The following is a 12621-nucleotide window of genomic DNA, read 5'->3' on the forward strand; positions in this document are numbered from 1 at the left end:
CGGAGAGAGACATGACCAAACTGGTCAAACGCAGAAAACTGCTGGTCACGATGCTGGCACTAACGGCGGCAATTCAATCAGGTGCCGCATTCGCTCAAGACCGTTACCCCAGTCGACCCGTGAAGCTTCTCGTCGGCTTTGCGCCTGGAGGCTTTACCGATGTGGCTGCGCGCATCATTGCGCAAAAGTTGTCCGCCTCACTAGGCCAGCCTGTTGTGGTGGAGAACCGGCCCGGCGCAAACGGACTGATTGCCAGTGACGCCACCGCACATGCGGGCGCAGACGGCTACACGCTGATGCTCGCCTCGATCGGCCTCACCACCAATCCGTTGCTGATGAAAGGTGTTCACTATGACCCGGTCAAGGCCTTTACGCCAATCTCGCTCCTCGCGATGGTACCCAACGTCCTGGTTGCGTATCCGGGCATACAGGCGAATAACCTGACAGAGCTGCTCAAGCTGGCTCGGACGCGCTCGGCTCCGCTTACGCAGGCGTCCGCCGGGAGTGGTTCTCCTGGTCACCTTTCCGGAGCCCTGCTGCAGGTGATGGCGGATATCAGGCTGGACCATGTTCCCTACAAAGGCTCCGGACCCGCCATCAACGACCTGGTCGGGGGGCATGTAGACATCTCGTTCCCCACCATTCCAACGGCGTTGCCGCTAATCCGGGCAGGGAAGCTGAAAGGAATCGCCATCACCAGCGCAAAGAGATCGCCTCTTATGCCTGATGTGCCGACCATCGCAGAGGCGGGCGTGCCTGGCTACGACACGGGCGGCTGGTATGGGGTAGTAGGTCCAGCTGGAATGCCCAAAGAGATCGCGCAGACGCTGAGCAACGAGCTTTCCAGGATTATGCGGTTGCCGGACGTCAAGGAGCGTTTTATTGCCGAAGGTGCCGAGCCAGTCGGCTCAAATGGTTCGGAAATGGGCGCTTTCCTCGGACGTGACACCGATCGATGGAGTTCGGTTGTGAAAGCGGCGCACATTGCTCTGCAATAGTGCACGCCGAAGGATCAGACAACTTTCTACGTACTTAAGGCTAACCGGCTATTCGTCATGGCAATTCCCATCAGCAAGACACTACAGGAAGCAGCCCCGGGCCACGCGCGGCACCTCATTGAGTATCTTCATGCCTTGGGTGAGGGAACCCCGGGCGACACAATCGAGAAGGCCCGGTGGTGTCTTCTGGACGCTATCGGTTGTGCTCTGCTTGGCGTACGGCAGCCTTGGGGGAAGATCATGGCAGCGGAGGTTCTCGCAGATGCATCTCGCGGCTTCTCTACCATCCTGGGCGGCGCGGGCGAGGTCGCCCCGAGCCAGGCCGCGCTCTGCAACGGCACGGCAATGCACGGCTTTGAACTCGACGATCTGCTGTCGGCAGCGCTGATTCATCCGGGTGCGGTCATCGTTCCAGCGGTTCTCGCTGCCGGCGAAGCTGTCGACGCGGCCGGTGCACAGATACTTCGAGCTATCGTGGCGGGATACGAGGCGACTGGTCGTATCAGCATGGCACTGGGTACCGAGCCGTCGCAGCGCGGCTTCCATAAGACCAGTGTGGTGGGTCCGGTTGCCGGTGCGCTTGCCGCCAGCGTGGCAATGCGACTATCACTCGATCAAGTGCTGAACGCGACCGGGCTTGCATGTTCTTGCGCATCGGGTGTCAAGAATTTCGCCATGGGCTCGGCCGGAATGGTGAAGCGGATGCATGCCGGCAGGGCAGCTGAAGCGGGCGTCCGTATGGCGATGCTTGCAAGCCGCGGCTTTACCGCGCCTGCCACTGCGATTGACGGGAGGTTTGGTTTGCTCGACGCGTTCGGTGGCGGCAAAGCCCGGCCTGAGTTGCTGGATGCGGAGCTTGGGAGCGGATGGGCAATCGAAGATGTGTGGGTAAAGGTCTATCCAATTTGCGGATGGATTCAAGGCGTTGTGCAGCTTCTGCTCGCAATGCGCGAAGCGGCTGGCATTGATCCTCACCACGTGGAGAAGATTATGGTTGCGACGAGCGCGTTTGCGGTCCAGAACAACGCCAATGCCGACGTCAGCGACACCATGGATGCCCAGTACAGCATCCCATACTGTGCGGCCCTGGCGCTGACTGGGGACCCGGGCGACCCAATGGCATTTGGACCGGAGGCTATTCGTGACCCGCTGAGGGCGAGTATCGCCAATCGCGTTGAACTTGTAGTCGACCCGGTCGCGGAACAAGTCTATCCACGGCAGTTTGCCTGCCGTGTGGAAGTGCACTTGAAGAATGGTGAAGTACACGCCGCTGCGACGCGCGATGCGCATGGGACCCCGGGCGATCCATGCGATGAAGCGGAGAGGATCGCGAAGTTCAAGCGTATGGTTCGCCTTTCGGGGCTGCAGATTTCCGCGCAGGAGGTGGTCGACAGCGTGTGCCGGCTGGAGACGCTGCCGTCGATTCGTATGCTGACCCAACTGTTAATCGCCTAGTTTTCTCTGGAGTCGCCATGAAAGTCGAAGGACAGTGCCACTGCGGTGCCATCCAGTACGAGGCGGAGGTTGAGCCCGGCACCATCTCAATCTGCAACTGCGCTGACTGCCAGATGCAGTCTGGCTCCGCCTTCCGTGCCAACATCGCCGCTCCGGCAGACGGCTTTCGTATTACGAAAGGTGTCCCCAAAAAGTATCTCAAGATCGCTGACAGTGGTGCCAGACGGATTCATGCGTTCTGTGACAACTGCGGTGGGCCGGTGTATGCGTCGGCCGAAGATAGCCCGCAAAGCTATTCACTACGCGTGGGTGCCCTGAAGCAGCGCTATGAGCTCGGTCGTCCTCGCAGGCAGATCTGGACAAAGCGCCGCTTTGACTGGATGCCCTGCATTGACGATGTGGTGGAATTTGAAGGGCAGCCGTAGCCCGGAAGAATACGCACCACGTTTATCCATGACCCACTTTCACTAACATATGAAGACTACGGACGCCAAAAGCAGCAGCGGGATCCTGGCGGTCGGAAATCCACAGGCCCACGAGCACTACAAGCATATGCGCGAGGCTTTGGGCAATGCTGACGCACTTGATCAAAAGACCTACGAGACAGTCATCGCGGTCCAGTTTGCGATGTTAGGCAAGGAAGTGCAATTCAAGATTCACGCGATCCGGCTGTTCGCCCTGGGTTTGTCCAAGGAGTATGTGCAGGCCGTGGTGCTTGCAGGACTTGGTCTTACGGTCATCATGTGTGATGCAGCACGGGCCCTGACGTGGACGGACGAAGCTTACGATGAGTTCCTGGCACTGTGATCCGTTATGATTGCTGAAGTGAAATGCCGCGCCTCGTAGGGGTGGCTGGAGAAACTTCAAGCATGCATACCAGCCGGGCAGACGTAGCGGACCTCATCTACTTTCTCGCGATCGCAAAACATCGGAGCTTCAGCCGAGCAGCGATTGAACTCGGCGTTAGTGCGTCGGCATTGAGCCATGCGTTGAAAGGTTTCGAATCCCGCCTCGGCGTTCGGCTACTGAATCGCACGACAAAAAGCGTGACGCTTACGGCCGCGGGAGACGCCTTGGCGGCGTCGACGAGCACGCCCATCGAGGCGATTGACGGGGCGCTGGAAACCCTGAACAGGTTCCGGGATGCACCTACGGGGCGCATTCGAATCAATGCGGCAGTGGAGGCTGCGACTTTGCTTCTCGGGCCGGTGTTGCCGACTTTCGTGGATCGGTATCCCGAAGTCGAGCTTGATATCGTGGCGAGTAACCGCATGGTTGACGTCACCCAGGGCGGGTTCGACGCGGGCGTTCGCTATGGCGGAACTGTTCCGGAGGACATGGTTGCGCAACGACTCTCTGCCAACATACGTTGGGTTGTCGCGGGAACGCCCGGCTACCTGAAGCGATTTGGCACCCCAAGTCACCCCACAGACCTGGTCGAACATCGCTGCGTGAGCATCCGGCTTGGGGATGATCGAATATACCGCTGGGAGTTCGAGAAAGGCGATGAGAAGTTGGCCATCACGGTGCCGCGCACGGTAATCGTCGACCATGCCGAGACCGGGCTTGTCGGGGTTCTCGGTGGAATGGGCCTGATGTATCTGCCTGAACCGCTTATAAGGAAGCACGTCGAAGACGGGCGGTTGACGCTCGTCCTTACCGACTGGGCGCCCACGGAACCGGGATTTCATATCTACTACTCAAGTCGGCGCCAGATGCCGACGGGACTGCGCTTGCTCATCGATCTGGTGAAAGAGTTGGCACCCTTGGGGCTGTAGGCGAACGTCAGGGACAGCGTCAATCCAGATCATTTCCCACCAGTTCGTCCCGGGCTGGCATCAATCTGCGACACCCCTGGAACGATGTAGACGTTTGACGTGCCCGCCTGGTGACGGATTGGTTTGATCGCTTCGTACGCAGGAGAGTTGTACCAAGCCCGTGCCTGGTCCATGTTATCGAATGCAATGATAACCAGTCGACCATGGGGAGGCGTCCCCTCAAGTGATTCTGTTTCGCCGCCACGCACTAAGAATCTTCCACCGAACGGCCTGAAGGTGGATTCGACACGAGCACTATAGGGTTGAATCGCCCCCGGAACAGTTGGTTCGAACTCCGCAATGTAGTACGCCATCGGCTGGGATTGGGCGGCTGTCTGCGCATGAACGACAGCCATGGGCAATGCAGTCTGGAGTGTCAGTCCAACCGCACAGAAAAAGCGGATTCGGCTCGCTCTCATTGAGTATTCATCCCTGGTGATGCGCGGCGGCTGTAAGTCCTACTTCGTGCTGAGTTGGACCGGCGTTGTTTCGATCAGTCGGCGTGAGCGAATCATCGACTGGGTCTGCTCGACGTACTTCTTGAAGTGAGGGGAGCCGATGTGCGACAGGTAGGCTTTCTCACTCGCGTAGATCTCGAAGAAGTGAAGCCGATGGGGATGCTCCTTTTCGGCCACAGAATAGATTGCGATGACGCCCGGCTCATCGCGCGCCGAAATCTCCATCTCCTCCTTGACGATCCTTGTGTACTGCTCCAACTGAGCAGGATCAATCTCCAACTGGGCAACACGTACCACCGTCGTGGAAGCATCGCCTTGTGCGGCGGAACTGTCCGCCGCGACTACCGACAGCAGAGGTATGCAGGAAAGCAAGTGACGGAGTTTCATACGCGGCCTTCGAAGTTGCAAAGCGACGATGCCACTATCAAGGTTGACCATCGTCCTCGTGAAGCGGTTTGCGTGGTCACTTGGCGCTGGCTGTGGTAGCAAGTTGTCGATCCAGTGCCTCCCGAGCCCGCCGAGCGTTATCCGTGCTTACGCGCTCAGCCAGAACTTCGGTGACTTGACGCAGTTGTCCCGCGGTCAGACCCACATTCATGCTGATGCGCATATGAGCCTGCAATTGCGACTCGGCTCCCGGGAGAGACGACAACATGCCGACGGTGGCGAGCTCCCGGCTCTGCCAATCGAGGTTATTGCGTTCGAAGATGTTGCCGAACAAGTGTGACTTGAGGTATTCGTCAATGGCTGGAGCGAAGTCGAAGAGTGGTCCTTTGACCGGCGCACCCGACAATTTCGTCTGATTCGCTGTCCCCGCTGCCAGCAACGCGTCGCCTTTGGGGATGGGAGCGCTCGGGCCGCTTCCCATGGTGTCGTGGACCCCGCGCTGCTTACGTGCTTCCACGACTTTCATCAGCTCGCCGAGAGCGTTCAGGCTACGAGGAAATCCAGCATACGCATACAGCTGCACAAGAATCTCCTTGGCATCGTTGATCGTCAGTCCTCCATCCAGCCCTTGGTTCAGGGCGGTATTGAGGCTGCCGATGTCCCCGACGGCCGCAAAGGCTGCGATCGGAACGATGGCCTGCTGGCGCACCGTAAGGGTTTCGGAGATGGCGGAGTTGGTAGTGGTGGACTGTGCTTGATTCATACTCAGAGGTTCCTGCGCATGCGCGTTTCGTTCGGTAAATCCGGCACCCCAGGATGAGCACAGCACAACAGCGAGTGTCATCAGCTTACGGTGCGGGAAGGAATTCTTAGCGAGCGTTATATTGCTCATCGGCGACCTTCTCCATCCAGGTGACGTTGTTCCCTTCAACACTGCCCGTGATCGCCAGATGCGTCATGGCCGCTCCGGCAGACGCGCCATGCCAATGCTTGACACCAGGCGGGCACCAGACCACGTCGCCCGGTCGAATCTCCCGGACAGGCTTGCCCCATTCCTGGGTCAGGCCGACACCAGACATGACCAGGAGTCGCTGGCCTGCGGGATGGGTGTGCCAGGCCGATCGGGCGGCAGGCTGGAAGGTGACAAGACCGCCCGAGGCGTTGATATTCTTGTCGGCTGGCCACACGGGTTCAACGCGCACACTTCCAGTAAGAAAGTCGGGTGATCCGACGCTTGCGCGTTGAGACCCTGCAGGCGTGATCTGTTGTGCCTCAGCTTGCTCGTTTGCACGTGCGTGGTCTGCAACAGCAAACACGGTGAGAAGCGCAACTGCACATGCAAAGGGTTTCGAGATGAAGATCATGACCAATCCTTTCGCAATGCGGCGGCATTAGTGCGCCGTGAAGCCACCGTCGATGGCCAGCGCGTGACCTATGACAAAGGTCGCCCCAGAACTGCAAAGCCACAGAACGGCATCAGCAATCTCCTCGACACGGCCAAGTCGACCGATGGGTTGCTCCCGCAGGATCTCATTCATCGCTTCTGCCTGCTCAGCCAGCATTGACGAGACCATCGGTGTGTCGAAGGTACCCGGACAAATCGCATTGATTCGAACGCCGAGCGGTGCATACTCAAGTGCCGCGCTTCGAGTCATGCCGATGACCCCGTGCTTCGATGCATGGTACGCGGCACGACCAGGAAGCCCGACCAGGCCGCCTAGCGATGAGCAGTTGACGATCGCACCGCTACCTTGCACTCTCATCTGCTTCAGTTCGTGCTTCATGCACGCCCACACACCGCGCAAATTGACGGCGTTGACTTTGTCGAAGTTTGCTGCGGGCTCATCCGCTGCATTGCAGGGTGGGACCTGAATTCCGGCATTGTTGAATGCCGCGTCCAGGCGACCAAACGTCGAGACGGTCTGTTGCACCATTGCCGAAACCTGCTCTTCATCCGAGACGTCACAGACAACCGGCAGAACGCGGTGGCCAGAGGCTAATAAAGCTTCCACGGCCGCGGCGAGTGCTTCGGCGTTTGTATCGGCGAGAGTGACCGCCGCGCCGGCCTTGGCAAATGCCTGGGCTGTCGCCAATCCCATTCCTGACGCTGCACCGGTGACAAGTGCCACTTTTCCGGAGAAGTTGTACGTTACGTTGCTCATAAGCTCTCTAAAGATTGCCAGATTTGATGTGCAATGGACGCGGCTGGAGTTGACGCAGGATCTTGAGAATGTAATTACATGGCTGCGCTTTGGTAAGGGGCTCTGCCCGCATGCTCTTGTGAGCGAGATTCAGCAATGGACGGCTGCTGGTCAACGCCCGAGCGTTGCGCAGTCAATCACGAACCTGTACTTGACGTCGCCTTTGAGCATGCGTTCATACGCCGTGTTGATCTCCTCGGCGCGAATCTCTTCGATGTCAGCCACGATGCCGTGCTCGGCGCAGAAGTCCAGCATCTCTTGCGTTTCCGGGATCCCTCCAATCATGGAGCCGGCCAGGCTGCGACGTTTCATGATCAGATTGAAGACCTGGGGAGATGGGTGCGGAGTGGCCGGGGCGCCGACCAGCGCCATGGTTCCGTCCCGCTTCAGCAGCGCGAAGAATGCGTCCAGGTCGTGCGGTGCGGCCACGGTATTGAGGATGAAATCCAGACTTCCGGCAAGAGATGACATTTCTTCTTCGCTGCGTGTCAGTACCACCTCGTGTGCACCCAGGGCCAGGGCATCCTGGCGCTTCGATTCTGAGGTGGTGAGCGCCACGACATGAGCACCCATTGCGTGTGCCAGTTTGACGCCCATGTGGCCTAGTCCGCCAATGCCGACGACGCCGACCCGGTGTCCGGGCCCGACATTCCAATGTCGAAGCGGCGAATAGGTCGTGATTCCAGCGCATAGCAGCGGCGCAACGGCTGCAAGGTCGGCCTCAGGATGGCGAACGCGCAGCACGTAGCGCTCGTGCACCACAATCTGTTGCGAATAACCTCCCAGGGTGTGGCCTGGGGCATCTTCGGTCGGTCCATTGTAGGTTCCGACCATGTTGTCGCAGTAGTTCTCCAAGCCCGCGTCGCAATCGGCGCAGTGCTTGCAACTGTCGACCATGCAGCCGACGCCGACGAGATCACCAACCTTGAACGCAGCTACATGGGCACCAACTGCCGAAACGCGGCCGACAATCTCATGACCGGGGACACAGGGATAGAGCGTGCCAGACCATTCGGAGCGGACCTGATGGATGTCTGAATGGCATACGCCGCAGAAGGCGATATCGATCTGGACGTCATGCGCGCGCGGTGCGCGCCGTACGATATCGATGGGTTCGAGCGTTTGGTCGGCGGCATGCGCGCCATATGCGTTGATGGTCATGGAATCTTCTCCTTGGAATGACTCAGACGGTGTGCGCCGATTCGGCACGTGAAGTCAGATAGGCCAGTCCAGCCCCTAGTAGTAGCAGCAAGGCGCTAGCCTCCAGCGTGCTGCGATAGCCGAACGTGTCGAACAGAACTCCGCCAACCGTGGAACCCATCGCAATTGAAAGTTGGACAACGGCCACCATCAGGCCGCCACCTGCCTCGGCGTGTCGTGGGAACGTACGCGTGATCCAGTTCCACCAACCGACTGGTGCTGCGGTTGCAACCAATCCCCACAACGCGAGCAGCGCCACGACAGCGGCGGTCTGGTGGCCGAACGCAATGAGTGCGAGGGCAATTGCGGCCATTAGCGACGGGATAGCGATGAGCGTCGGGTAGAACGCCCGCTTCAGTACAGCGCCAATCAGCATGGTCCCGATAAATCCTGCGAGGCCGATCACCAGCAGAATCAGCGACAGCCCAGATGCATCCACTCGCGTCACGGTTTCGAGGAAAGGCCGAACGTAGGTGAACAAGGCGAACTGTCCAGAGAAGAACACGCCGGCAGCCAGCATTCCGAATGCGACGACGGGTCGCTTAAGGTGTGCGAACACATGACCAGGGCCGTTGGTACGAGACGCCACCGGCATGGCAGGCAGGCTGACCCATTGCCAGGCGAGCGCGAACAGCGCTACGGGTACGAGGCAGTAGAAGGCTCCACGCCAGCCAACGACCGCGCCAAGATAGCTGCCGAGCGGCGCCGCGACGACCGTGGCCAGTGCGTTGCCGCCGTTGAAGACGGCCAACGCCCGCGGCACATGGTGCGCCGGGACCAGACGCATCGCGGTGGCCGCCGACATGGACCAGAATCCGCCGACGACCACGCCGATCAATCCTCGTCCCGTCATGTAGGCGACGTAGGTAGGGGCCACTGCGATGATGGCGCCGGACAACGCCATCACACCCGTAAGGCCGAGAAGCAGGGATTTGCGGTTCATGCTGCCTGCCAGTGCCGAAATGAACAGGCTCGTGACGACGGCAAAGGCGCCGGAGATGGCGATGCCTTGGCCAGCCATCCCTTCCGTGACATGCAGGTCCGCGGCCATCGGGGTCAGCAAACTTACCGGCATGAACTCCGATGCGATCAATGCAAAGACGCAGAGCGTCATCGCAAAAACGCCGCTCCAGTATGCCGGTGCGTGGGCGGGCTGATGTGACGTGGGGGATGGTGCGGAGGTGCCAGGCGCGGTCGAGGCGGAGTAGGGCGGGCAAGCCGCCGCTGCTGGATGTAGAGCGGGTTTTTCCATTGGCCGTATCTTCGCGAGAAAGGATACGTGCGACTAGCGCCTCAATACTTGATGCCTTTATGAACAGGATTCATGAGATGGCAGTGGCTGACTGGGACTGGCGGCCTGCGGTGTTTGCCGATGCTTCGCGAAGACTGATTCACGCGTACGCGGGAGGGATTCATCGGTGTTGCCATTCCGCATACGCACTATTACCTAATGCTGCAATGCGACAAAGCGTCTGCTACAATTCGGGAAAACCCCATAAGGGTAATCCCTCAAGGAAGGACGCCATGAACACCCAATCCGACATCAAGCTGACCGATCAACTGGAACGTGACCTCATCGAGCGTGAGCTCGGTACGCAAAGCCTGGGCTTTGCCAACGACGTGAAGCGTGTGATCGCCGCCGTCCAGAACATTTTCACCCGCCTGCAGGCGGAAGCGCGCAAGGCCAAGGTGGTCTACGCGAACGGCTGAGCGGCACAAAGCTGAGCAATTGAAGGGCGGCGCATCGGGCGCCGCAAAGACAAAAAACCGGCCTGCCGCACACTGGACAAGTGTGTGGCAGGCCGGTTTTTGTTTGTCGGGCGGATCAGCGCGCCACTTCGATGCTGTCGACCCGATCCGGATAGAACGCGACGTAGCCGGCGATCTGAGCCATGGCCGGATGTGGATGCTCGTAGGTCCAGACCGCATTTTCCGCACGTTGGCCGCTAGCCGGGATGCTGAAGTACGACGCGTCGCCCTTGTACGGGCAGTAGCTGGAATGGGTCGTCCGGGCGAGTTTCGACATGTCGACATCGTCGCGCGGTATGTACTGCACCGCCGGGTAGGCGGCTTCCTGGAGCGTTAGTGCATGCCTGGAATCTGCGATGACCTGGCCCCCGGCAGTGACGACGACCCGCCCGCCTTGCTGCGTGATCGTGATGGGATGCTCGGGGCCGGGGATCTTGACGGGTTTGTTGGTCATGAAAGGTCCTTGCCTGGGGATATGGATGCGGCAAAAAAAGTAAGGCGCGGCAACACTGCCGCGCCCGCGCCGACCTCGGCGTACGGACGAACCACAACCCGTACGCGCCGGCGCCAATCATGAAAAAACCGCCACGGAGGTGACGTGAGGCCGGAGAGGGAGAGAAGAGCCAGCGGCCTCAGGCAAACAATAGCGCGCCGCATCGTTGCAAAAAAGCGCAACAGCGGAACACACTTTTCGCATCTCCAAAACAATAGCCCCGCGTATCGAGCGGGGCTATTGATGGGGTGCTACTGATAGCGCGACGAATGACGCAGCTGATAGCTTGATCAGGTTCCTGATTGCTCTTCAATCCAGAGCGACAGGCGCACCTTGTAGGCCTGCTGGATATGGCGCCGGGTAATCTTCTCGGCCTGTTCGGGGTTGCGTGCTTCAAGCGCTTCGACCAGTGCCAGGTGTTCCTCGTACGATCCGCGTGCCCGGCCCGGCACCGCCAGCGTGGAACGGCCCAGCAGCGCCATCGATTCATGCAGCGAACGCAGTGTCTTGAGCAGGTAACGGTTATGCGCGCACCGGTGCAGGGTTTCGTGGAACAGGCGGTTATTCATCGCCAGCTTGTCCGGATCTTCGGCGAACGACAGGTCGCGCTCCACGATATCGCGCAGCAGCGAAATCTCGACGTCCGTGGCATGGCGCGCGGCCAGAGCAGCTGCGGTGGATTCCAGCACCTCACGCATCACATACAGTTCGCTGACCATGCTGGCGTCGAGCCGGGTCACCATCATGCCGCGGTTCGGCTCGTTGACCACCAGACCTTCGGATTCCAGCCGAGACAGGGCTTCGCGCACCGGGGTACGCGACAGTCCTAGCGACTCGGCCAGTTCTACTTCGCGCAGGCGCGTGCCCGGCGGCAGTTGGCCTGCCTGGATCGCGGAACGCAGCTGTTGATATGCGCGCTCGGAACGAGGCAGCGAAGCACTTTGGTCACCGTCGGCGCCGGCGAGGTCCGTAGGAAGCATGAAGACGAATTCTGGGGATGACAGCGCGTTCGCCGATCCGGCAAACGAAGCCATTGATTTCAACTAATTCTCAGCCAGACGGGGCCCGCTAGCCAAAGGCGGTCACCGCTGACGCGGCCAACAGTCTACCTGAGAATGCCAGAAAGTCTTCTTGATGACAGGCAGGTTGCGTTTCTCAGGTCACTGGCTGAACTCGGCAAACACGCGCGCCTGGACCGCGGTCATGACGTCCAGCACACGGGAATCGGCAGCGTCGCTCATCGTCACGCCGGTGGCCGCTTTCGGCTTCGCCCCAACGGGATAGAAGACGAATGACGTCCCGAAATCTTCGCCTGCCTCCTTCTTGAGGCTCCGGTTCAGTGCTTTGAGATATTTTTTCTTATCCGTCTTAGTCATCGCCGTATGTCGAGTTGTGGTGATTTGATGATTTGGTGATGCGGGGGCGTGATGCTGGGTGACTGCGATCTAGTGGTGAACCTGCTTCTGCCGGCGCAGCGCATCGCGGGTTTTCCTCTCGGACAAAACCAACAGGTAATCGGGAAACTTTGCGTCGACAAGCAGCCTGTCCCACGCATTCCAGAACTGCCACCGCACTTGATCCACTGGTAAGCCTAGCGCAGATGCTATCCGCTCTATTGCGTCTTCCCCGGCGCTCGGCCTGTTTTTTGTCGCCACAGGGTTGTCTTGAACCGTCGCTGCCTGATCAGTCGAAGCCGCTTCGGTAGTTGCGTGGAAGTGACTCATGCGGTGCTCCGTGAATTGGCGGCGTGCGGCCATGTTAGTCGTCAGATATGGGCTGGATCAACCTTCAAATTCATCGCACTGAACAAGGGCAGCCCTCGCCGCGTCCGCGGCTTGTTTGGGTGACTACCGCGACGCGCCA

17 protein-coding genes are annotated in these 12621 nt (G+C 59.6%); 6 read left to right on the top strand and 11 right to left on the bottom strand.

Annotated elements, in window-relative coordinates; all coding sequences use genetic code 11:
• Window positions 1-11: 11 nt before the first annotated feature.
• From ACO550_RS15970 to ACO550_RS15990, 5 genes are all read left to right on the top strand, one after another.
• Entirely contained in the window at window positions 12-998 is a 987-nt protein-coding gene (locus ACO550_RS15970) for a tripartite tricarboxylate transporter substrate-binding protein (protein WP_315592807.1), read from the top strand.
• 57 nt (window positions 999-1055) lie between these two features.
• Entirely contained in the window at window positions 1056-2453 is a 1398-nt protein-coding gene (locus ACO550_RS15975) for an MmgE/PrpD family protein (protein WP_315592808.1), read from the top strand.
• Between the two features lie 17 nt (window positions 2454-2470).
• Entirely contained in the window at window positions 2471-2878 is a 408-nt protein-coding gene (locus ACO550_RS15980) for a GFA family protein (RefSeq protein ID WP_315592809.1), read from the top strand.
• A 49-nt stretch (window positions 2879-2927) separates the two neighbouring features.
• Window positions 2928-3260: a hypothetical protein gene (locus tag ACO550_RS15985; RefSeq protein ID WP_315592810.1), complete on the top strand. Its 333-nt coding sequence runs from the start codon at window positions 2928-2930 to the stop codon at window positions 3258-3260.
• Window positions 3261-3322: 62 nt separating this feature from the next.
• On the top strand, window positions 3323-4231 hold the full coding sequence (locus ACO550_RS15990) for a LysR substrate-binding domain-containing protein (RefSeq protein WP_315592811.1): 909 nt from the start codon (window positions 3323-3325) through the stop codon (window positions 4229-4231).
• A 29-nt stretch (window positions 4232-4260) separates the two neighbouring features.
• Here ACO550_RS15990 and ACO550_RS15995 read toward each other — a convergent pair whose 3' ends face one another.
• From ACO550_RS15995 to ACO550_RS16025, 7 genes are all read right to left on the bottom strand, one after another.
• Window positions 4261-4626, bottom strand: a complete 366-nt coding sequence (locus tag ACO550_RS15995) for a DUF1330 domain-containing protein (protein ID WP_315592812.1) — start codon at window positions 4624-4626, stop codon at window positions 4261-4263.
• Window positions 4627-4728: 102 nt separating this feature from the next.
• Window positions 4729-5115 carry a putative quinol monooxygenase gene (locus tag ACO550_RS16000; RefSeq protein ID WP_315592813.1) on the bottom strand — a complete coding sequence of 129 codons (387 nt, stop codon included), beginning with the start codon at window positions 5113-5115 and terminating at the stop codon, window positions 4729-4731.
• A gap of 76 nt (window positions 5116-5191) precedes the next feature.
• The gene (locus ACO550_RS16005; protein WP_485994900.1) at window positions 5192-6007 is read right to left on the bottom strand and encodes a carboxymuconolactone decarboxylase family protein; all 816 of its coding nucleotides are present in this window, start codon (window positions 6005-6007) and stop codon (window positions 5192-5194) included.
• Window positions 5985-6479 carry a (R)-mandelonitrile lyase gene (locus tag ACO550_RS16010; protein WP_315592814.1) on the bottom strand — a complete coding sequence of 165 codons (495 nt, stop codon included), beginning with the start codon at window positions 6477-6479 and terminating at the stop codon, window positions 5985-5987. Before ACO550_RS16010 ends, ACO550_RS16005 begins: the two co-directional genes overlap by 23 nt.
• A 27-nt stretch (window positions 6480-6506) precedes the next feature.
• Window positions 6507-7277, bottom strand: coding sequence for a glucose 1-dehydrogenase (locus ACO550_RS16015; protein WP_315592815.1), 771 nt, complete (start codon window positions 7275-7277; stop codon window positions 6507-6509).
• A 150-nt stretch (window positions 7278-7427) separates the two neighbouring features.
• Window positions 7428-8477 (bottom strand): zinc-binding dehydrogenase, encoded by a 1050-nt coding sequence (locus ACO550_RS16020; RefSeq protein ID WP_315592816.1) that lies wholly within the window; start codon window positions 8475-8477, stop codon window positions 7428-7430.
• Window positions 8478-8499: 22 nt separating this feature from the next.
• Window positions 8500-9630 (bottom strand): MFS transporter, encoded by a 1131-nt coding sequence (locus ACO550_RS16025; RefSeq protein ID WP_315592817.1) that lies wholly within the window; start codon window positions 9628-9630, stop codon window positions 8500-8502.
• A gap of 410 nt (window positions 9631-10040) precedes the next feature.
• Between ACO550_RS16025 and ACO550_RS16030 the strand changes: the two genes are divergently transcribed.
• Complete coding sequence (locus ACO550_RS16030) at window positions 10041-10226, top strand: hypothetical protein (RefSeq protein WP_315592752.1); 186 nt, start codon at window positions 10041-10043, stop codon at window positions 10224-10226.
• A 115-nt stretch (window positions 10227-10341) separates the two neighbouring features.
• On the opposite strand, the gene ACO550_RS16035 is transcribed toward ACO550_RS16030, so the two are convergent.
• The 4 genes from ACO550_RS16035 to ACO550_RS16050 all read right to left on the bottom strand — a co-directional run bounded on the left by ACO550_RS16035 (window position 10342) and on the right by ACO550_RS16050 (window position 12482).
• Window positions 10342-10719: a DUF427 domain-containing protein gene (locus ACO550_RS16035; protein ID WP_315592818.1), complete on the bottom strand. Its 378-nt coding sequence runs from the start codon at window positions 10717-10719 to the stop codon at window positions 10342-10344.
• Window positions 10720-11048: 329 nt separating this feature from the next.
• Window positions 11049-11738: an FCD domain-containing protein gene (locus ACO550_RS16040; RefSeq protein WP_315592819.1), complete on the bottom strand. Its 690-nt coding sequence runs from the start codon at window positions 11736-11738 to the stop codon at window positions 11049-11051.
• Window positions 11739-11918: 180 nt separating this feature from the next.
• On the bottom strand, window positions 11919-12134 hold the full coding sequence (locus tag ACO550_RS16045) for a hypothetical protein (protein ID WP_315592820.1): 216 nt from the start codon (window positions 12132-12134) through the stop codon (window positions 11919-11921).
• Window positions 12135-12203: 69 nt separating this feature from the next.
• Window positions 12204-12482, bottom strand: a complete 279-nt coding sequence (locus ACO550_RS16050) for a DUF3562 domain-containing protein (RefSeq protein ID WP_315592821.1) — start codon at window positions 12480-12482, stop codon at window positions 12204-12206.
• Window positions 12483-12621 lie beyond the last annotated feature (139 nt).

This window comes from Cupriavidus sp. (assembly GCF_057315035.1).

Bases quoted from the DNA above. Each gene is read 5' to 3' on its own strand.
- ACO550_RS15985 (WP_315592810.1), top strand. From the start codon at position 2,928: ATGAAGACTACGGACGCCAAAAGCAGCAGCGGGATCCTGGCGGTCGGA.
- ACO550_RS16000 (WP_315592813.1), bottom strand. From the start codon at position 5,115: ATGAAACTCCGTCACTTGCTTTCCTGCATACCTCTGCTGTCGGTAGTC.
- ACO550_RS16020 (WP_315592816.1), bottom strand. From the start codon at position 8,477: ATGACCATCAACGCATATGGCGCGCATGCCGCCGACCAAACGCTCGAA.
- ACO550_RS16030 (WP_315592752.1), top strand. From the start codon at position 10,041: ATGAACACCCAATCCGACATCAAGCTGACCGATCAACTGGAACGTGAC.
- ACO550_RS16005 (WP_485994900.1), bottom strand. From the start codon at position 6,007: ATGAGCAATATAACGCTCGCTAAGAATTCCTTCCCGCACCGTAAGCTG.
- ACO550_RS15990 (WP_315592811.1), top strand. From the start codon at position 3,323: ATGCATACCAGCCGGGCAGACGTAGCGGACCTCATCTACTTTCTCGCG.
- ACO550_RS15980 (WP_315592809.1), top strand. From the start codon at position 2,471: ATGAAAGTCGAAGGACAGTGCCACTGCGGTGCCATCCAGTACGAGGCG.
- ACO550_RS16010 (WP_315592814.1), bottom strand. From the start codon at position 6,479: ATGATCTTCATCTCGAAACCCTTTGCATGTGCAGTTGCGCTTCTCACC.
- ACO550_RS15975 (WP_315592808.1), top strand. From the start codon at position 1,056: ATGGCAATTCCCATCAGCAAGACACTACAGGAAGCAGCCCCGGGCCAC.
- ACO550_RS16045 (WP_315592820.1), bottom strand. From the start codon at position 12,134: ATGACTAAGACGGATAAGAAAAAATATCTCAAAGCACTGAACCGGAGC.
- ACO550_RS16050 (WP_315592821.1), bottom strand. From the start codon at position 12,482: ATGAGTCACTTCCACGCAACTACCGAAGCGGCTTCGACTGATCAGGCA.
- ACO550_RS16040 (WP_315592819.1), bottom strand. From the start codon at position 11,738: ATGCTTCCTACGGACCTCGCCGGCGCCGACGGTGACCAAAGTGCTTCG.
- ACO550_RS16025 (WP_315592817.1), bottom strand. From the start codon at position 9,630: ATGACGCTCTGCGTCTTTGCATTGATCGCATCGGAGTTCATGCCGGTA.
- ACO550_RS16015 (WP_315592815.1), bottom strand. From the start codon at position 7,277: ATGAGCAACGTAACGTACAACTTCTCCGGAAAAGTGGCACTTGTCACC.
- ACO550_RS15995 (WP_315592812.1), bottom strand. From the start codon at position 4,626: ATGGCTGTCGTTCATGCGCAGACAGCCGCCCAATCCCAGCCGATGGCG.
- ACO550_RS16035 (WP_315592818.1), bottom strand. From the start codon at position 10,719: ATGACCAACAAACCCGTCAAGATCCCCGGCCCCGAGCATCCCATCACG.
- ACO550_RS15970 (WP_315592807.1), top strand. From the start codon at position 12: ATGACCAAACTGGTCAAACGCAGAAAACTGCTGGTCACGATGCTGGCA.